General features: G+C 69.1%; 18 protein-coding genes. 10 read left to right on the top strand and 8 right to left on the bottom strand.

Annotation, left to right across the window (positions count from 1 at the left end; translation table 11 throughout):
• Positions 1-10: 10 nt before the first annotated feature.
• Positions 11-928, top strand: a complete 918-nt coding sequence (locus tag IE302_RS30430; RefSeq protein WP_191257881.1) for an SMP-30/gluconolactonase/LRE family protein — start codon at positions 11-13, stop codon at positions 926-928.
• 1 nt (position 929) lies between these two features.
• Here IE302_RS30430 and IE302_RS30425 read toward each other — a convergent pair whose 3' ends face one another.
• Positions 930-1,400 carry a VOC family protein gene (locus IE302_RS30425; protein ID WP_191257880.1) on the bottom strand — a complete coding sequence of 157 codons (471 nt, stop codon included), beginning with the start codon at positions 1,398-1,400 and terminating at the stop codon, positions 930-932.
• Between the two features lie 53 nt (positions 1,401-1,453).
• Between IE302_RS30425 and IE302_RS30420 the strand changes: the two genes are divergently transcribed.
• Positions 1,454-2,410 carry a helix-turn-helix transcriptional regulator gene (locus IE302_RS30420; RefSeq protein ID WP_191257879.1) on the top strand — a complete coding sequence of 319 codons (957 nt, stop codon included), beginning with the start codon at positions 1,454-1,456 and terminating at the stop codon, positions 2,408-2,410.
• A 172-nt stretch (positions 2,411-2,582) separates the two neighbouring features.
• The gene (locus IE302_RS30415) at positions 2,583-3,836 is read left to right on the top strand and encodes an HNH endonuclease signature motif containing protein (protein ID WP_191257878.1); all 1,254 of its coding nucleotides are present in this window, start codon (positions 2,583-2,585) and stop codon (positions 3,834-3,836) included.
• A 179-nt stretch (positions 3,837-4,015) separates the two neighbouring features.
• Here IE302_RS30415 and IE302_RS30410 read toward each other — a convergent pair whose 3' ends face one another.
• Genes IE302_RS30410 through IE302_RS30395 form a run of 4 tightly spaced genes read right to left on the bottom strand, consistent with a single transcriptional unit; the run spans position 4,016 to position 7,753 of the window.
• On the bottom strand, positions 4,016-4,843 hold the full coding sequence (locus tag IE302_RS30410; RefSeq protein WP_191257877.1) for an enoyl-CoA hydratase family protein: 828 nt from the start codon (positions 4,841-4,843) through the stop codon (positions 4,016-4,018).
• Entirely contained in the window at positions 4,840-5,532 is a 693-nt protein-coding gene (locus IE302_RS30405; RefSeq protein WP_191257876.1) for an SDR family NAD(P)-dependent oxidoreductase, read from the bottom strand. Before IE302_RS30405 ends, IE302_RS30410 begins: the two co-directional genes overlap by 4 nt.
• The gene (locus IE302_RS30400) at positions 5,529-7,031 is read right to left on the bottom strand and encodes a benzoate-CoA ligase family protein (protein WP_191257875.1); all 1,503 of its coding nucleotides are present in this window, start codon (positions 7,029-7,031) and stop codon (positions 5,529-5,531) included. Before IE302_RS30400 ends, IE302_RS30405 begins: the two co-directional genes overlap by 4 nt.
• Positions 7,028-7,753, bottom strand: coding sequence for a creatininase family protein (locus tag IE302_RS30395; RefSeq protein ID WP_191257874.1), 726 nt, complete (start codon positions 7,751-7,753; stop codon positions 7,028-7,030). The genes IE302_RS30400 and IE302_RS30395 overlap by 4 nt, the downstream gene beginning before the upstream one ends.
• Before the next feature lie 48 nt (positions 7,754-7,801).
• Between IE302_RS30395 and IE302_RS30390 the strand changes: the two genes are divergently transcribed.
• From IE302_RS30390 to IE302_RS30375, 4 genes are all read left to right on the top strand, one after another.
• The gene (locus IE302_RS30390; protein ID WP_191257873.1) at positions 7,802-8,623 is read left to right on the top strand and encodes a PaaX family transcriptional regulator; all 822 of its coding nucleotides are present in this window, start codon (positions 7,802-7,804) and stop codon (positions 8,621-8,623) included.
• A complete protein-coding gene (locus tag IE302_RS30385) occupies positions 8,620-9,405 on the top strand; it encodes a tryptophan 2,3-dioxygenase (protein ID WP_191257872.1) in 786 nt (261 codons plus the stop codon). Before IE302_RS30390 ends, IE302_RS30385 begins: the two co-directional genes overlap by 4 nt.
• Positions 9,402-10,595 (top strand): PLP-dependent aminotransferase family protein, encoded by a 1,194-nt coding sequence (locus IE302_RS30380; RefSeq protein WP_191257871.1) that lies wholly within the window; start codon positions 9,402-9,404, stop codon positions 10,593-10,595. The genes IE302_RS30385 and IE302_RS30380 overlap by 4 nt, the downstream gene beginning before the upstream one ends.
• Positions 10,596-10,755: 160 nt before the next feature.
• Positions 10,756-11,826: a Glu/Leu/Phe/Val family dehydrogenase gene (locus IE302_RS30375; protein ID WP_191257870.1), complete on the top strand. Its 1,071-nt coding sequence runs from the start codon at positions 10,756-10,758 to the stop codon at positions 11,824-11,826.
• Between the two features lie 81 nt (positions 11,827-11,907).
• Here the strand turns inward: IE302_RS30375 and IE302_RS30370 are convergent, their stop codons facing one another.
• Complete coding sequence (locus IE302_RS30370; RefSeq protein ID WP_005162443.1) at positions 11,908-12,096, bottom strand: DUF5302 domain-containing protein; 189 nt, start codon at positions 12,094-12,096, stop codon at positions 11,908-11,910.
• 74 nt (positions 12,097-12,170) lie between these two features.
• Complete coding sequence (locus IE302_RS30365) at positions 12,171-13,136, bottom strand: winged helix-turn-helix transcriptional regulator (protein ID WP_191257869.1); 966 nt, start codon at positions 13,134-13,136, stop codon at positions 12,171-12,173.
• A gap of 131 nt (positions 13,137-13,267) precedes the next feature.
• Here IE302_RS30365 and IE302_RS30360 point away from each other — a divergent pair, with 131 nt between their 5' ends.
• Positions 13,268-14,740, top strand: coding sequence for a carotenoid oxygenase family protein (locus IE302_RS30360; protein WP_191257868.1), 1,473 nt, complete (start codon positions 13,268-13,270; stop codon positions 14,738-14,740).
• Positions 14,741-14,884: 144 nt separating this feature from the next.
• Positions 14,885-16,108: an acetyl-CoA acetyltransferase gene (locus IE302_RS30355; protein WP_191257867.1), complete on the top strand. Its 1,224-nt coding sequence runs from the start codon at positions 14,885-14,887 to the stop codon at positions 16,106-16,108.
• Positions 16,109-16,156: 48 nt separating this feature from the next.
• On the opposite strand, the gene IE302_RS30350 is transcribed toward IE302_RS30355, so the two are convergent.
• On the bottom strand, positions 16,157-17,026 hold the full coding sequence (locus IE302_RS30350) for an alpha/beta fold hydrolase (RefSeq protein ID WP_191257866.1): 870 nt from the start codon (positions 17,024-17,026) through the stop codon (positions 16,157-16,159).
• 61 nt (positions 17,027-17,087) lie between these two features.
• On the opposite strand from IE302_RS30350, the gene IE302_RS30345 reads away from it, so the two are divergent.
• Positions 17,088-17,825 carry a TetR/AcrR family transcriptional regulator gene (locus IE302_RS30345; RefSeq protein WP_191257865.1) on the top strand — a complete coding sequence of 246 codons (738 nt, stop codon included), beginning with the start codon at positions 17,088-17,090 and terminating at the stop codon, positions 17,823-17,825.
• Positions 17,826-17,876 lie beyond the last annotated feature (51 nt).

Raw genomic sequence — 17,876 nt, 5'->3', positions numbered from 1 at the left:
GAGACAAGCCATGGCTTTCGGCGAGGTCACGGTCATCCCGGTCAACGGGCACGGTCCCGAGGACGTCGTGGTCGACGACCAAGGGCGGATCTACACCGGTGTCGACGACGGGCGGATCCTGCGCGTCTCGCCGGACGGCAAGCGGATCGACGTCCTCGGCGACACCGGCGGCCGCCCGCTGGGGCTGGAGTTCTTCGGCGACGACCTCCTGATCTGCGACGCCAAGGCCGGACTGCTCACCATGCCGCTGGCGGGCGGCGACATCACCACTTTGGCGACGTCCGCGGTGGGGCTGGACTTCGTGTTCTGCAACAACGCCGCCGTAGCCGCCGACGGGACCGTGTACTTCACCGACTCGTCGCGGCTCTTCGGCATCGAGAAGTGGCGTGACGACCTGATTGAGCAGACCGGCGGCGGTCGCCTGCTGCGCCGGACGCCCGACGGGAAGATCGACCAGCTCGCCGACGGTTTCCAGTTCGCCAACGGCGTCGCGTTGCCGCCCGACGAGTCCTATGTGGCCGTCGCCGAGACCGGTGCCTACCGGGTGTCGCGCGTGTGGCTCACCGGCGAGAAGGCGGGCACGCGGGACTATCTCGTCGACGATCTGTGGGGCTATCCCGACAACATCTCCACCGGCAGCGACGGGCTGATCTGGATCACCGTGGCCAGCCCGAAGGTGCCCGCGCTTTCCTTGGTGCAGAAGCTCCCCGCGCCGCTGCGGGCCGGCGTCCGGGCGCTGCCGACGGCCCTGCAGCCCGCACCCGCGAGGGAGTGCGGGGTGCGCGGGGTGACTCCGGACGGGAAGCAGGTCCACGAACTGCGCGGGGAGATCGACGGGTTCCACGTGCTCGTCGGGGTCCGCGAACGGGCCGGGAAGCTGTATTTCGGCTCCCTGGAGGACAACGCGATCGCCGTCACGTCAGTCTGACTCAGTCGATACAGAACTCGTTGCCCTCGGGGTCCTGCATCACGATGAACCCGAGGCTCAGCGGCTGCTCGGGCTCGAAGCGCTGGACTCGCGTCGCCCCGAGTGCGATGAGCCTGTCGCACTCGGCTTCGAACGCCGCCATGCGCTCGTCCCCCTCCAAGCCGGGCGCGGCCCGGATGTCGAGGTGGACGCGGTTCTTGGCGACCTTGTCTTCGGGGACCTGCTGGAAGAAGATCCTCGGTCCCACGCCGTCCGGGTCTTCGAGGGCGGAGCGGGTGTTGCGCTGATCTTCGGGAACTCCGACACGTTCGAGGAACTCGTCCCACGCGTCCAGCGGGTCGGTGCCCTCGGGTACCTCCACCCCGGGCGGGCCGGGGTGAACGTAGCCCAGGGCGTCGCGCCAGAAGATGGACAGGGCCTTCGGGTCGTGGGCGTCGAAGCTGACCTGGAATTCGCGGCTCTTGCGGTTCATGGGACCACCCTGACACGCCTAGCGGACAGGATCGGTCCGCTATCTCTGACACGATGGGGGACGTGGAGGACGAGCGAGGGACGACCGAGCGGGTGCTGACCCTGCTCGGCCTGCTTCAGCAGCGCGCTGTGTGGACCGGGCCCGAACTGGGGGCCCGGCTCGGCGTCACCCCGCGCACGATCCGGCGCGACGTCGAACGGCTGCGCGCGCTCGGCTATCCGGTGCAGGCCAGCAACGGCGTCGGTGGCGGCTACCAGCTCGGCCCCGGCCACGACATGCCGCCGCTGCTGCTGGACGACGAGGAGGCGATCGCCACCGCGGTCTCGCTGCTCGCCGGCGCGGGCAACGGCGAGGCCGCGCTCCGGGCGTTGACGAAACTCGACCGGGTGCTGCCGACCAGGCTGCGGCGCGAGGTCCGCGCCCTGTCCGGCTCGGTGGTCGCCTTCGACGGAAGCCGCGCGCCGATCGACCCCGACGTGCTCATGACGCTGGCCCGCGCGTGCCGCGACGAGGTCGAGGCGGGCTTCGGGTATCCGTCCTCTTCCGGCTTTTCGCCGCGCAGGGTCGAGCCGTACCGTCTGGTGGCTTCCGGGCCGCGGTGGTACCTGCTCGCGTACGACCTCGACCGGGACGACTGGCGCACGTTCCGTGTCGACAAGATGACCGAGGTTTCCGCGCGGTCGTGGCGTTTCCGCCCGCGTCCGGCGCCTGACGCGGCGGCCTATGTCCAGGAGAACGTGGCCAGCCGGGTCTATCGGCATCAGGCGCGTTTTCTGGTGCACGCGCCTGCTTCGGTGGTGCGAGCGCAGATCCCGGCTTCGGCGGCGGTGGTTCGCTCGCGTGGACGTTCGCGGTGCGAGGTTTTGAGCGGGGCCGGGGAGCTGGATTTCCTGCTGATGCACGTGGTGCTGCTGGGGCATTCGTTCGAAGTGATCGAGCCGGTGGAGCTGGAAGAGCGGTGCCGGATCCTGGCCGACCGCTTGTTAGGGGCTTCTGGTCACCGCATTTAGTCGACTAAATGCGGTGCGTTGCTCGGGTCCCGAGTGCCGCCCGGGACGCTCGCGTGAAGCATTTAGAGGACTAATTGCGAGATTATCGGTCACCCGTCAGTGGGAAATGGGCAAGTTTGTAGTGACTTAAAATTGCGAACACGTGTTCGAATTGGTCGTGTATTCTGGAGGGGTGTCCGAGACCTTCCTCCCCGAGTTGCCGCAGGAGCTGTGGCGCGCCGGCAAGCTGGAGCTTGCGCATGGTGTGCAGCAGTTCTTGCAGGTGATGCGGGTGGCTTCCGCTGGTTTGGGGCGGTACTTGGCGGAGGTTGAGTCTCGGGGCGCGAAAGACTTGTTCGGGTATGGGTCGACGGCGGCGTGGTTCGCTGATGTGGCGGGGTTGTCGCGGGGTGAGGCGAGTCCGATCGTGAATCGGGCGATCGCGTTGAACCCGACCCGGGCTTTGGATGGCCCTGAAGTTCCGGCCGTCGCGCCCGCTACCGCCGCGGTGGCTGCCGAGGGTGCGATCGGTGAGCACCGCATCGAGCAGATCTTGGAGATCCTGAAGAAGATCCCGGCGGACACCTCGGTGGAGGACCGGGAGAGCGCGGAGAAGACCCTCGCCGACCTCGCCAGAAGCGCTGGGCCTCGTGAGCTGGTGAAGGCCGAGGCGAAGATTCTCGCCTGGCTGGACCCGGACGGGACCGAGCCCAAGGAGCCGGAGCCGAAGGAACCGCGCCGCGAGATCACCCTGGAGCGGCGTAAGGACGGGTTCTGGAAACTCACCGGCCTCCTCGATGACGAGACCGGCGCCCGCACCGCCGCCGCCCTGGAAGCGCACGCCCAGCCGCGGCCGGTGGACGAGTTCGGTCAGGCGGATCTGCGGATGAAGTGCGAGCGCATGGGAGACGCCTGGGCCGACCTGCTCGACCTGGCGATCGCGTGCCCCGACCAGCCCGGAACGAGCGGTTACCGGACGTTGGTGCACGTCACCATCGGGCTGGAGGAACTCAAATCGGGTCTCGGCACCGCGTGCCTGGATTTCGTGGGAACGATGACGGCGCGGGAGGCTCGGCTAGCGGCCTGCGATTGCCTGATGTTGCCGGTGGTGATGGGCGCGTCGGGTGAGCCGCTGGATATGGGGCGACTGAGACGGTTCGTCACTCCAGGGCAGAGACGTGCATTGAACATCCGTGATGGTGGTTGTGCATTCCCGGGGTGTCATGGGAGACCCAAGAATTGTCACGCTCATCATATTGAGCACTGGGCAGACGGCGGCTTGACCGATCTTCGGAACCTGGTGTTGCTCTGTAGCTTCCATCACCGCCTGATCCATCACGGCGACTGGGAAGTCCGGATGGCAGCCGATGGCTTACCGGAGTTCATCCCGCCCCAGTATTTGGACCCGCTACGCCGATCCCGGCGCAACACCCTCCACCACGCCTGACATCCCCGCACGACCCGAGGAGCCCGCCAGCCACACTGGCGACGGGCCCCTCGGCATGCCTGTGGGCGGAGCCTTCTGGCGCACTCGGATTCCTGTTCAAGGCATTCCGGCCGGGGCAACAACGCGGGCTGGACCGTGGCTGCACCGGCCGCATTCAGAGGACTAATTGCGGTGAAGGGTCACCGGCCGGTCCATTGCGGCGACCGCCCGGCCGTCCAGGCCGCGTAGAACTCCCCGTGGTCCTTCGCCGTCATCAGCAAGGCCTGCGTGATCGCTTCAAGCTCGATGGAACTTCCCAGATCCATGTCCAGCTCCCGCGTCAGCAGCACCTTCGTCGTCCCGTAAGCCAGCGCCGGGCCATCGGCCAAACGCCGTGCCAACGAAGAAGCCTCAGAAAGAAGCGAGGAATCGGGAACGACCTGCGAGGCCAGCCCGATGGCCTCGGCCCGCGCGGCGTCGATCTTGTCGCCCAGCATCAGCAGTTCCGTCGCCCGCCCCAAGCCGACCAGCCGCGGCAGCAGGTAGGCCGAGCCCATGTCCGCCCCGGCCAGACCGACCTTCGTGAACAGGAAAGCGAACTTCGCCGACGACGCCAGCAGCCGGAAGTCGCTGGCGAGCGCGATCACCGAACCCGCGCCCGCCGCGACACCGTTCACCGCGGCGATCACCGGGATGGGGCACTCGCGCAGTGCCTTCACCACCGCGCCGGTCATGCGGGTGAATTCGAGCAGCTCCGCCGACTCCATTTTCTGGAGTTCGCCGATGATCTCTTCGACGTCGCCGCCGGAGCAGAACCCGCGCCCGCGGCCGGTGACGACCAGCACCCGGACGTCGCCGCGGTGCGGCAGTTCGGCCAGCAGGTCGCGCAGGTCGGCGTAGACGTCGAAGGTGAGCGCGTTCAGCTTTTCGGGGCGGTCCAAGGTGACCGTGGCGACGCCGTCGTCCACGGTGAACTCGAAATGCTCCCAGTTCGCCGTGATCGGCGGCGTGGCGCGGAACGGGCTCATGACTGGATCCCACCTCCATCGAGGACGAGTGTCTGTCCGTTGATCGCGGCGGCTTCGGCCGCCGCGAAGAAGGTCACCGCGTGGGCGACCTCGTCGGGTTCGAGCAGGCGGCCGAGCGGGGACGCGGCGGCGAGGGCGGCTTCCGCGTCGGCCTCGTCGCGGCCGGTCCGCTCCTGGATCCGGGCCACCGAGGCGGCCGTCATGTCGGTGCGCACGAAGGCCGGGCAGACGGCGTTCGCGGTGACGCCGGTGCCGGTGACCTCGGCGGCGGTCGCGCGCATCAGGCCGACGGCGGCGTGCTTCGACGCGGTGTACCCGGCCGTGTAGCGGTAGCCGATATGTGACGCCGTCGAGGCGACGGTGACGATCCGGCCGGTGTCGCGTGACCGCATGCCGGGCAGAACCGCGCGGGTGCACAGGAAAGCGCCGGTCGCGTTGACCTCGATCTGGGTCCGCCACTGCTCCAGCGACGTCTTCGCCAGCGGTGCGCTCGCCGAGATCCCGGCGTTGTTCACCAGGACGTCCACCGGGCCGAGGCCGCCGAAGTACCGCGCGACGGCGTCCTCGTCGGTGACGTCGCAGTCGGCCCGGCCGGGCGCGTGCACCTTGTCCCCGGCGGCCCGGAACCGGGCGGCGATGGCCGCGCCGATCCCGCGCGTCCCGCCGGTGACGACGACGATCCTGCTCACTCTGCCTCCACCCGGCGCAACGCGCGCCGATCGAGTTTTCCGTTGGCGGTGCGGGGGAGTTCGGTCACGAACACCACCTCACGCGGATATTTGTGCTTCGCCAGTTGCGCCCGCGCGTGGTCCTTCAGTTCTTCCGCGGTCACTGAAGCGCCGTCCGCCAGGACGACGCACGCTCGCGGGACCACCAGGCCGTCGACGGTCACGCCCAGCACCGCGCAGTCGACGACGGCGGGATGGCCGATGAGACAGTCTTCGATCTCGCTCGGCGCGACGAACACGCCGGACACCTTCAGCAGGTCGTCGGCGCGGCCGTGGTGGTGGAAGAACCCGTCGGTGTCGCGGCTGAACAGATCACCGGTGCGCAGGGTGTCGCCGTGGAACGTCCGCGCGGTCTTCTCCGCGTCGCCGTAGTACTCACGCGCGATGGTCGGACCGGTGACCTCCAGGGTGCCGATCTCGCCGTCCGGCAACGGGTCGCCGCCCTCGTCCAGGATCCGCGCGGTGTAGCCGGGGACTTCGCGGCCGAGGCTGCCGACCCGCTGCGCACCGGGCACATTGGACAGATAGATGTGGTACGCCTCCGACGAGCCGATCCCGTCGATCACCGGGACACCGAACAAGGTGTCCCACTTGCGATGCAGTTCCGAAGGCAGCGCCTCGCCCGCCGACGTCGCCAGCCGTAGTGAACTCATGTCCACAGTGGACGCCGAAGGATGGGCGATCATCGCGCTCATCATGGTCGGCACGTTGACCAGGATCGTCGGCCGGTAACGCTCGATCAGCGAGAACAAGAGATCGGCGGTGCTGCGTTGCGGGAACACGATTCCCGACGCGCCGACGCCGAACGGGAACAACGCTGTCAGATCCCGCGCGTAGCCGAAGAACAGCTTCGGCACGGCCAGCACACGGTCGTCCTCGCGGAGGCCGAGCACGCCGAGCGCGTACCGGTCGAAGCTCTCCAGCGCGCTGCGCGCCGGATGCACACACGCCTTGGGCGAACCGGTGCTCCCGGTGGTGAACTTCCAGATCGCGACGTCGTCCGAAGTGGTCGGCGCGGCCTCCAGCTCGGCGGAGGCCGACGCGACCAGCGCCGTGAACGAGTGTTCGCCGGGCTCCAGGTCGACATCGCCGATCACGAGCAGGTTCCGCGCCCCCGCCTCGCGCAACGCGGGCAGGGTCGAGCCGTCCGCGATGACGACGACGGCCTCGGTGTACTTCAGGTAGTACGCGTAATCCTTGGGCTGCAGGAAGGAATAGACCTCGGCGGTGACCGCGCCGATCTTCTGCGCCGCGTACCAGACGGCCACGAACTCGACGCTGTCGTTCAGTGCCAGCAAGACCCGCTGTCCACTTCGGACACCGAGTTCGCGCAGCACGTTCCCGGCGCGATTCACCAGTGCCGCCAGTTCCGCGTACGTGACTTCCTCGTCGCCGCACAGCAACGCCGTCCGCTCGCCGGGGAGGCGGTCGACGAAATGGGTGGCCAGGTTGAAGGTCATGCCAGCTCCCGGATCGCTTCGACCAGGATGTCGGTGAGCACCGAGAAGGTCTTCTCGCCTTCTTCGGCGGTCGCCTGGGCGGGGGTCCCGCAGTAGGCCTCGGTCATCCCCGCCGAGGCGAAGTCCGTGACCCCGTCGCGCGCCAGGTCGACGTGGACCGCGGGCAGGTCGCGCTGGACGGCGGCGTCGACGAGGTCCGGCCGGTCGGCGAGCACCAGTGACGTCTCGTACTGCCCGGCGTGACATTCGCCGGAGCGGAACTCGTCGGTGAGCCGGGCCGCGTACCGGCGGCGGACCAGATCGACCAAGCCGACGCCGGTGGTCTCGGCCACGCGCCGCAGCACCGCCAGATGCGCGGGTTCGAAGTGGTTGTTGACCAGCAGGATCCGGGGGAGTCCTTGCTCGGCGAGCGCGCCGCAGATCTCGGTGAGCAGCGCGTACAGCGTCTCCTCGCCGATCGAGACGCCGCCCGCGAACCCCGCCGCGAACCGGGTCACGCCGTAGGGGACCTCTGGCAGGATCAGCACGCGAACGCTCGCGTCACCCGCCAGCCGCGCGGCGGCGCGTTCGCACATCCCTCGTGAGATCAGGGGATCGGTGCCCAGCGGCGCGTGCGGCCCATGCGGTTCGACGGCGCCCACCGGCAGGAGAAGCACGGGAACGCGCGCGCCGGACGCGAGCGCGGCCACCTGGGGCGAGCTCAAATCCGCGAAGTACGTCACTCGAATCAAGCTACACCGCAGCGGCCTGAGGTGTATAGAGTTGCGCGCATGCCCGAATCCGCCACGCCCCACGGCGACCCAGGTCCCCAGGAGCTGGTGATGACGCTGCTCGGCACCTACGTGTCGCCGCGCGAGAGCCGCCGTGTCTGGTCCGGCGGCCTGGTCGCCGTGCTCGCCGGGCTCGGCTTCTCCGACGGCGCCGCGCGCATCGCGCTGGCCAGGCTCGCTCGCCGCGACCTGCTCGCCAGACACAAGGCGGGCAGGCTCGTCCACTACTCGCTGACCCGCCGCACGATCGCGCTGCTGGAGGACGGCGACCGCCGGATCTTCTCCTTCGGCCGCCGCGAACGCGAGGTCGGGGAGTGGACCGTGTTGTGGCAGAGCATCCCGGAAAGCCGTCGCCAGGCACGGGAACGGCTCGTGCGCCGGCTGCGCTTCCTCGGCTTCGGCCCGGTGCAGGACGGCACCTGGATCGCGCCGCACGACCGCGAGGCCGAGGTGCTCGCCCTGCTGACCGAACTCGACGTCTCCGAACACGCCGGGCTGATGCTCGGCACACCGTCGGCCGCGCTCGACGTCCGGCGGTTCGCCGGCCGGGCCTGGAACCTCGACGGCCTCGCCGCGCGCTACGACGCGTTCGTCCGAGATTTCGGCGGGTATTCAGGCGACTTGCCTGACGCCGAGGCGTTCCAGGCCCGAACCTGGCTGACGCACACCTTCCGCGCCTTCCCGTCGCTCGATCCGGAGCTCCCGGTCGAGCTGGTGCCCGCTCCGCCGAGCCGGGCGGCCGCGGTCGAGCTGTTCCACGACCTCTACCAGACACTGGCCCCGGCGGCCCAACGCCATTTCGATGGAGTGACAGAATCATGAACGACGACACCCAGGCCGCATTGAGTTACACGTCCTACCTTTCGCTGGGCGAATTGCTGGACGCGCAGCATCCCCGGTCCGACGAACACGATGAATTGCTCTTCATCGTGATCCACCAAGTGTATGAACTTTGGTTCAAACAAGTTCTCCACGAGGCGCTTTACCTGCAGGAGCAACTCGAAGCGGGTAACACGGCTCACGCTGTCCGCACACTGCGCCGAATCCTGACTATCTTCAAGGTGGTGGTCGCGCAGATCGATGTGCTCGAGACGATGACTCCGAGCCAGTTCACCAGTTTCCGTGCGCGACTCGACGCTTCGAGCGGGTTCCAGTCGGCTCAATTCCGCGTACTGGAGGCCGTCCTCGGCCGCCGGGACGAGCGGGTGTTCGCGCATTACCCCGAGGGCGGTGACCAGCGTGCGCAGATCGCGGACGCGATGTCACGGCCGTCGCTCTTCGACTCCTTCACCACCTACCTCGCGGTGAAGGGGTACGACGTCCCGACCGGGCGCGATGTCACCAAGCCACTCGAACCTTCTCCGGGGCTCCAAGAGGTTCTGTTGCGGGTCTACCGCGACGACACCGGGCCGTCCGTCGTGGCGGAGCACCTGGTCGATCTGGACGAAGGGATGCAGGAGTGGCGGTATCGGCACGTGAAGATGGTCGAGCGCACCATCGGAGACAAGACCGGGACGGGGGGTTCGTCGGGCGCGCACTACCTGCGTACGACGCTTTTCTCCCCGATGTTCCCGGACCTCTGGGCGGTGCGGAGCAGGCTGTGACGACTCTCGACGAACTCCGCCGCGACCCCAACGCGCTCGCGGCGCACTACACGGAATTCGGTGTGGCGGACCGGATCCTGCTGACGGGGCATTCGCACCAGGCATGGCCGGACGTCGCACGGGAAGGCATTCTCGAGGCCTTCGCCGACGCGGCCGAAGAGGTCGATACGAAGTGGGACCGCGCGTTCATCAAGGCCGAGGAGATGCGGGCCGGGTTCCGGGCGCTGCTCGGTGACCCGCACGGCGGTATCGCGCTCGGCGCCAGCACACACGACCTGGTGATCCGGTTCCTGTCGGCGATGGACCTGCCTCGCCGTCCGCGACTGGTCACCACCGACGGGGAGTTCCACACGCTGCGCCGCCAGCTCGGCAGGCTCGCCGAGGAAGGCGTCGAGGTCGTCCGCGTCCCCGCGTCGCCGGTCAGCACGCTGGCCGAACGCGTCGCGGCCGAAGTCACCGAGGACACCGCCGCCGTGCTCGTCTCGGCGGTGCTGTTCGAGACCTCCCGGCTCGTGCCGGGGCTGGCCCATCTCGCCGACGTCTGCCTCTCGAAGTCGGTGAACCTCGTCGTCGACGCGTACCACGCGCTCGGCGTCGTCCCGTTCGCGCTGCACGACCTCGGGCTCACCAACGCCTGGGTGCTCGGCGGCGGCTACAAGTACCTCCAGCTCGGCGAGGGCAACTGCTTCCTGCGGATGCCCGCGCACGCGCAGGAACTGCGGCCGGTCGTCACCGGCTGGTACGCCGAATTCGGCGCGCTCGCGGACGAGCGCCGTCCCGGCCAGGTGGCCTACGCCGCGGGATCGGACCGGTTCGCCGGGGCGACCTACGACCCGACGAGCCATTACCGGGGCGCCCGCGTCTTCCGGTTCTTCGCCGAACAGGGCCTCACCCCCGAGTTCCTGCGGGAGGTGTCGCGGCACCAGGTCGGCTTCCTCGCGGAGGGTTTCGACAAGCTCGGACTGCCCGAGGACGTCGTCACCCGGGACCGGGAGACCCCGCTGGACCGCATCGGCGGCTTCTTGTCGCTGCGGTGCGCCGACGCCGGCGCCCTGCAGGCCGCGCTCGCCGAACGCGGCGTCCGGACCGACAGCCGCGGCGCGTATCTGAGGTTCGGCCCGGCGCCGTATCTGTCCGACAGCCAGCTCGACTCCTCGCTCCGCGTCCTCCGTGAGGTCGTCAACGGCTGAGACGGCTCGCCCCCGGCTTGGCGAACGGACCGGGGCGATCTAGGTTTGCGGATGTGGCACCGTCGCCGCCGGATGACCTTCGTGCAGGGACTGTGCCTGTTCCAGGAACTTCGCACGTGAGCCACAAGCAGCGTGCACTCCATGACAAGGAGTCACCACAGTGACCGAAGTGTTCGGCCATGGCACCGGCCATGAACAGGTCGTTTTCTGCCAGGACCAGGCCACCGGCCTGAAGGCCATCATCGGGATCTATTCGACGGCGCTCGGGCCGTCGCTGGGCGGGACCCGGTTCTACCCGTACGAGTCCGAGGAAGCCGCGCTCGCGGACGTCCTCGCGCTGTCGAAGGGGATGGCTTACAAGAACGCGCTCGCCGGGCTCGACCTCGGTGGCGGCAAGGCCGTCATCATCGGCGACCCCCAGAAGCACAAGACCGAAGCACTGCTTCGCGCCTTCGGCCGGTTCGTCCAGACACTGGGCGGCCGCTACATCACCGCCTGCGACGTGGGCACCTACGTGCAGGACATGGACATCGTCGCCCGTGAATCGGAGTTCGTGACGGGCCGCTCGCCGGAGAACGGCGGCGCCGGCGACTCCTCGGTGCTCACCGCTTTCGGTACCTACCAGGGCATGCGCGCCTCCGCGGACGCCGTCTGGGGCGTGCCGGACCTCGCGGGCCGCAAGGTCGGCGTCGCCGGGGTCGGCAAGGTCGGGCACATCCTCGTCGGGCATCTGATCGAGGCGGGCGCGCAGGTGGTCATCACCGACGTCTCGCCCGCGGCGATCGAACGCACCCGCGCGGCGTACCCCGCCGTCGAGGTCGTCGAAGACCTCGACACGCTGATCCGCACCGAACTCGACGTCTTCGCGCCGTGCGCGCTGGGCGGGGTGCTCACCGACGAGACCGTCGGCCTGCTCCGCGCCAAGATCGTCTGCGGCGCGGCCAACAACCAGCTCGCGCACCCCGGCGTCGGCAAGCAGCTCGACGATCGCGGCATCCTCTTCGCGCCGGACTACCTGGTCAACGCCGGTGGCGTGATCCAGGTCGACGACGAGCGGCACGGCTTCGACTTCGCGCGGGCGAAGCGCAAGACGACGGCCATCTTCGACACCACCAAGGCGGTGTTCGCGCTGGCCAAGGCCGACGGGGTCCCGCCGTCGACGGCGGCCGACCGGCTGGCCGAGCGCCGGATGGCCGAGGTCGGCGGCCTCCGGTCGATCCTGACGGTGTAGGTCACTCAAGCGCAATGAAGGGGCCTTTCATAGCAAAATTTGCTATGAAAGGCCCCTTCATTGCGCTTGCGGGCCGGGAACTCAGCCGCTCTTCCGGCGGAAGGTGCGCTTGTTCGCGGCCGGGCCGTGCGCGTGCAGGTTCTTCCCGCCGCCGTTCTCGTGGGCCGATCCGGAGCGGGCCTGAGCCTGCTTGCGCTCCAGGGCCTCACGGAACTTGCGCTTCGTGTCGTCCTCTTCGCCATCCGCTGGGGACGGTGCCGGTTCAGTCATTGCTACCTCCGAGGTGACGACGTGTGACCACGTCAGCCTGTCAGGAACGGAACGGCTTGGCGAGTCGATTTACGTCACCTGGGCGGGGCGGGCAGCTGGACCGGGCCGCCGAACTGGATCCGGTTCCGCCGCAGGGGCCGCCAGCAGTGGTCGCACAGCAGGATCGGCTTCAGCCGGTTGCCGCAGTCCACGTGGTCCAGCGTGATGTCGGGTTCCTGCCCCGGCGCCTCGAACCCCCGTGACCACTCGGCGATGAAGGCCAGGGCGGGGAAGAACGCGAGGCCTTTCGCCGTCAGCCGGTAGTCGTGCGCGTCGGTGCGGGTCTTCGCGATCCCGGTCCGCAGCACGCCGACCTCCACGAGTTTCGACAGCCTGCCCGAGAGCACGCTCGGCCCGATGCCGAGCTCGCGTTCGAACTCCGAGAAGTGCCGTGCCCCGAGCAGCGCGCTCACGACCAGGCCGGTCGACCAGCGGTCGCCGAGGAGTTCCATGGTGTCCGGGAAGAACATCAGCGGATCGCCCGCGAGGGACTCGGCGTCTTTGCGGCGGAAGCGTTTCGTCGCGGTCGCTTCGACGACGCCGGTGTCGTCGAGCCGTCGCGCGCGGACGTCGCGGGCGTCGACGCGGCGTTCGCAGGTGGCGCAGCCGAGCGGCGCCGAGGTGGCCAGTTCGCAGTCGAGGTGGATCAGTGTCGGCAGCACGGCCCGCCGTCCTTCGACCCATTCCCGTTCCCACGCCCAGATCGAGATCAGCAGCGGCCACAGTTCGAGGCCGCGTTCGGTGAGCCGGTACTCGTGCCGCGTGCGCCGCGCGTCGCGGTACGGCGTGCGGACGAGCATGCCCGCGTCGACCATTTCGCGCAGCCGCCCGGACAGCGCGGTGGGGGAGATGCCCAGCCGCAGCCGGAGTTCCTCGTAACGGCGGAAGCGCAGGAAAAGGCTCTGCAGGATCAACAGGGTCCACTGGTCGCCGAGCAGTTCGAGCGCCCGGCGCAGCGGATCGCCTGCCGGCCTGACGCGGTGCGCCGTCGCCTCTGTCACGTGGTTCCTTCCGAGGGTGGTGTCGCCGTCAGCGTACTACTGACTACAGCAAAAGAAGCCTATTGACAGCTGACTACAGAAATCATAGTGTCTCAGCCAATCGGTCAACGCGAACCAACCGGGGAGAACCGATGACGAGCACCTCCGACCAGCCGATCCTGGTGGCCGCCGCCACCGGGGAACCCGAGGTCAACCCGTACCTGATGGGCGTCTACGCCCCGGTCGGCGAAGAGATCGACGCGAGCGATCTCGAGGTCATCGGCAAGATCCCCAACGACCTCAACGGCGTGTACCTGCGCAACGGGCCCAACCCCCGGTTCGAGCCGGAGGGCCGCTACCACTGGTTCGACGGCGACGGCATGATCCACGCCGTCCACCTGGAGAACGGCAAGGCCCGCTACCGCAACCGCTGGATCCGCACCAAGGCCTTCGAGGCCGAATCCGAGGCGGGCAAGGCGCTCTGGAAGGGCGTCATGGAGTCGCCCAAAGGCAACCCGTTCGGCAACACGCACGGGCTGAAAGCCAAGGACAGCGCCAACACCGACCTGATCTTCCATCGCGGCCAGGTGCTCTCCACCTGGTACATGTGCGGCACGCCGTACGCGGTCGACCCGCTCTCCTTGGAGACGCTGGGCGCCGAAGACTTCCTCGGCACGCTGGTCGGCGACATGATGGCCCACCCGAAGGTCGACGAGCGCACCGGCGAGATGTTCTGGTTCGACTACGGGCCGCGGCCGCCGTACCTGCGCTACGGCGTGATCAGCGCGGACGGCAAGGTCGCGAGCACGACCGAGATCGAACTCCCCGGACCGCGGCTGCCGCACGACATGGCGATCACCGAGAACTACGCCGTCCTGATGGACCTGCCGCTGATCCAGGACCTGGAAGCGGCGCGCAACGGCAGGCACAAGCTGCTGTTCGACCGCTCGCTGCCGAGCCGGTTCGGGGTGCTGCCTCGCTACGGCAACGGTAGCCAGATCCGCTGGTTCGAAGCCGGCCCGTGCTACATCTACCACGTCGTCAACGCCTGGGAGCAGGGCGAGGAGATCGTCCTCGACGTCTGCCGCGTCCAGCGTCCGCAGCCACGAGCAGACGCGCACACACCGCTCGCCAAGATGCTTTCGTACCTGCGGCTGGACGCTTCGCTGCACCGCTACCGGTTCAACCTGCGGACCGGGCAGTGCCTGGAGAACCAGCTCGACGACGACAACACCGAATTTCCGTCCGTCGACTCGAGGGTGGTCGGCGGCCGGAATCGCTTCTCCTACGCGGTGCACATCTCGCCGGACTCGACGCTCAAGTTCGACGGCCTGGTGTGTTACGACAATCGTGCCGGCACCAAGACCGAACATCGGTTCGGTCCGGGCCGGTGGGGCAGTGAGGCGCCGTTCGCACCCCGCGACGGCGCGGCCGCCGATTCCGATGACGGCTATCTGGTGACCTTCGTCCAGGACGAGCGTGAGGGGCGCTCGGAGCTGGACATCTTCGACGCCGCCGATCTCACTGCCGGACCCGTGGCCAGGGTCCTGTTGCCCCAGCGTGTCCCGCTCGGTTTTCACGCGACCTGGGTACGGGCGGATCAGCTGGAACCTTCCTGTAACTGAGTGATCCCCTTCGCGCCCGCCCACCAGAGGGGTGTGGGCAGGCGGCGAAGGGCCGGAAAAGCCGCCGTCCGGGTCGCCCCTTCCAGGGGGTGGGGCGACCCGGGCACGGCACCAGAACCAGAAGGCAGAAGGCGGAACGGGCCGATGACGGTCTTCGTACTGGGCGGGGCACAGACCGATTTCGCGCGGAACTTCGCGAAAGAGGGCGGCGGGCTCTTCGAGATGCTCGCCGAAGTCGTGCCCGACGCACTGGTGGACGCGCAGGTCGAGACGTGCGACATCGGTGTCGCCCACGTCGCCAACCTGGCCGCCGAGCTGTTCGCGGGCCAGGCCCACCTCGGCGGGCTGCTGGTGGCGGCGATCCCCGATCTGGACGGCGTGCCGAGCGTCCGGCACGAGGCCGCGTGCGCCTCGGGCGGGACGGCGGTGCTCGCCGCGAGTTCGGACATCGAGTCCGGGCGGTACGACGTCGCGCTGGTGACCGGGCTGGAGCTCATGCGCAACACCGACGCGCGGTCCGCGGCCGGTCATCTCGGCTCCGCGGCCTGGGTCGGCGAGGAGGCTCGATCGGCCGAATTCCCTTGGCCCGCCTTGTTCTCCGACATCGCCGACGTCTACGACTGGCGGTACGGACTCGATCCCGCGCACCTCGGCCTGTTCGCCCGCAACGCTTTCGCGAACGCCGCGCTCAACCCGATGGCGCAGGCGCGGGACTGGGGCTTTCCCGACGGCTCGTTCGAGCAGGACGACCGGCTGAACCCGGTCGTGGCCGGTGTCCTGCGCAAGAACGACTGCGGCCGCATCTCCGACGGGGCCGCCGCGATCGTGCTCGCCTCACCGGAATTCGCCGCCGACTGGGCGAAACGCGTCGGCCGTGACCTCTCGACCGTCCCCCGGCTGGCGGGCTTCGGCCATCGGACGGCGCATTTGTCGTTGCGGGGCAAGCTGGATCGCGCCGAAGGGCACGAGTACCTGTTCCCGCATCTGCGGGGCGCGGTGCTCGACGCGTACTGGCGCGCGAAGGTCCCCAGCGCCGAGGAGATCGACGTCGTCGAGCTGCACGACTGTTTCACCATCACCGCGCTCGTGGCGCTGGAACACCTCGGTGCCGCCCCGCCGGGGGCGGCGGGACGGCTGATCGAATCCGGCGGGATCGCGCGGGACGGCGTCCTCCCGGTGAACCCGGGCGGCGGGCTGCTCGGGCTCGGGCATCCGGTCGGCGCGACCGGGGTGCGGATGGTGCACGACGCCGCGCGCCAGGTCGCGGGGACCGCCGGGCCGCTTCAGATCGACGGTGTGCGGAACGTGCTGACCTTGAACGTCGGCGGATCCTTCACGACCGTGGTCGCGATGGTCGTCGCCCGCTGAACCCACCGGCCGGCGAAAGGCCGGTACCTTTGGCGAAATCCTGGCGCGTCAGGCCTTGCGCGCGTGCGTGACGACGGCCTCGGCGAGCGCGGGCCACAGCTGTTTCGGCAGTTCGTGACCCATTCCGGGGAACAGCAGCAGTTCGGCGTCCGGGATCGCCTCCGCGGTGGCCTTCCCGCCGCTGACGTTGATCAACGGGTCGCTCTCACCGTGGATGACCAGCGTCGGGACGCGGACCTCGCGCAGCTTCGCGGTGCGGTCACCCGAAGCGACGACGGCGGCGGCCTGCCGCAACGCGCCCGCCGGATGGTTCGCCCGGTCGTAGTTGCGGGTGGCCTTCATCCGCAGGAACTCCTCGTCGGAGGGGTGACCCGGCGAGCCCACGAGCTTGAACCACGCGATGCCGTCCTCGATGGCCTGCTCGCGGGTGGCGGCGGGCGGCCGGGTCAGCCCGGCGAGCGCGGCGGGCTCCGGATGCCCGACCGAGGGATCCCCGGTGGTCGACATGATCGAGGTGAGGCTGAGCAGCCGGTCCGGCGAGTCGATCGCGAGCTGCTGGACGATCATCCCGCCCATCGACGCGCCGACGACGTGCGCGCGGACGAACCCGAGCGCGTCGAACAAGCCGGTGATGTCGGACGCGAGATCCGAGAGCAGGTACGGCGCGGAGGTCAGGTCGCCCGCGGCGAGCGCGGCCAGATCCGGCGCGGGGAGGTCGTCCAGATAGGACGAGAGACCGATGTCGCGGTTGTCGAACCGCACGACGTGGAACCCGCCCTCGGCGAGCAGGTCGCAGAAGCCGATCTCCCAGGTGACCATCTGGGCGCCGAGGCCCATCACCAGGACGAGCGGCGGGTCCGCGGGGGAACCGAAGGTGTCGTACTCGAGTTCGAGACCGTTCACACGCGCGCGGGGCATGGCCCGATCCTGCCGGAAGCCCCCACTTCAGTACCACCGGAATGCGGATACGGTAGCCCGCATGCCGACTTTCTCCGAAGACACGGGCTCCCGGCCGCGGTCACGCGTGGCTTCCGGACGGCCGGCGGTCACCAAGGACCGGATCATCGACGCCGCGCTGGAGCTGTCGGCCGAGTCCGGTTTGGAGAACTGGACCCTGCGGCAGCTCGCGGCCGCCGTCGACGCCTACCCCGCGGTGGTCTACCACCACGTGGGCGACCGGGACACCGTCGTCGTCGCGGTGCTGGACCGGGTGGTCGGGGAGCTGACCCTGCCCGAGGAGGCCCTGCCGTGGCGGGAGTGGTTCACCGAGTTCCTGCCCACCGTGCGGACCGTGCTGCGCCGCTATCCCGGTTCGGCGCGGCGGCTGGCCCTGTTCGGGCCGTCGGTCGCCGCCGCCGTGCCGACCATGAACACCGGCATCGGCCGCCTGCTCGCGGCCGGGTTCGGCACCGAGGCGCCGTTCGCCTACAACCTGCTGCTCGCCACCGCCTGCCAGTTCGTCGCGATGGAGGACGACCGCGAGAGCGCGATGGCGCTGCAGCTGGACCGCACCGAGGGCTACGCGGCGTACCGCACCCGCACGGACCTGCCGGGGATGGCGGCGCTGGGCGAATCGGTCGCGGCGCTGGTCGCCGACCCCGATCTCGCGGCCGGTTACTACGAGCGGCTCTACGGTTACGCGGTCGAGCGCTGCCTCGACGGGCTCGAACTCCGGCTCAGCCAGTTGGACACGCTCGGAAGTTTGACAGAGCGCTGACAGGGAATCGGCGTAGTGTGGAGGAATACCGGTGCTCAGTCACCGGTTCCG

This window comes from Amycolatopsis oliviviridis, assembly GCF_014654365.1.
GTDB classification, from domain to species: Bacteria; Actinomycetota; Actinomycetes; order Mycobacteriales; family Pseudonocardiaceae; genus Amycolatopsis; species Amycolatopsis oliviviridis.
This window is presented reverse-complemented; position numbering and strand designations above follow the sequence as displayed.

What these genes read in the sequence shown, in the direction of transcription:
- IE302_RS30430 (WP_191257881.1), top strand. Translation starts at nt 11, where the DNA reads ATGGCTTTCGGCGAGGTCACGGTCATCCCGGTCAACGGGCACGGTCCC.
- IE302_RS30425 (WP_191257880.1), bottom strand. Translation starts at nt 1,400, where the DNA reads ATGAACCGCAAGAGCCGCGAATTCCAGGTCAGCTTCGACGCCCACGAC.
- IE302_RS30420 (WP_191257879.1), top strand. Translation starts at nt 1,454, where the DNA reads ATGGGGGACGTGGAGGACGAGCGAGGGACGACCGAGCGGGTGCTGACC.
- IE302_RS30410 (WP_191257877.1), bottom strand. Translation starts at nt 4,843, where the DNA reads ATGAGCCCGTTCCGCGCCACGCCGCCGATCACGGCGAACTGGGAGCAT.
- IE302_RS30400 (WP_191257875.1), bottom strand. Translation starts at nt 7,031, where the DNA reads ATGACCTTCAACCTGGCCACCCATTTCGTCGACCGCCTCCCCGGCGAG.
- IE302_RS30390 (WP_191257873.1), top strand. Translation starts at nt 7,802, where the DNA reads ATGCCCGAATCCGCCACGCCCCACGGCGACCCAGGTCCCCAGGAGCTG.
- IE302_RS30385 (WP_191257872.1), top strand. Translation starts at nt 8,620, where the DNA reads ATGAACGACGACACCCAGGCCGCATTGAGTTACACGTCCTACCTTTCG.
- IE302_RS30370 (WP_005162443.1), bottom strand. Translation starts at nt 12,096, where the DNA reads ATGACTGAACCGGCACCGTCCCCAGCGGATGGCGAAGAGGACGACACG.
- IE302_RS30360 (WP_191257868.1), top strand. Translation starts at nt 13,268, where the DNA reads ATGACGAGCACCTCCGACCAGCCGATCCTGGTGGCCGCCGCCACCGGG.
- IE302_RS30355 (WP_191257867.1), top strand. Translation starts at nt 14,885, where the DNA reads ATGACGGTCTTCGTACTGGGCGGGGCACAGACCGATTTCGCGCGGAAC.
- IE302_RS30350 (WP_191257866.1), bottom strand. Translation starts at nt 17,026, where the DNA reads ATGCCCCGCGCGCGTGTGAACGGTCTCGAACTCGAGTACGACACCTTC.
- IE302_RS30345 (WP_191257865.1), top strand. Translation starts at nt 17,088, where the DNA reads ATGCCGACTTTCTCCGAAGACACGGGCTCCCGGCCGCGGTCACGCGTG.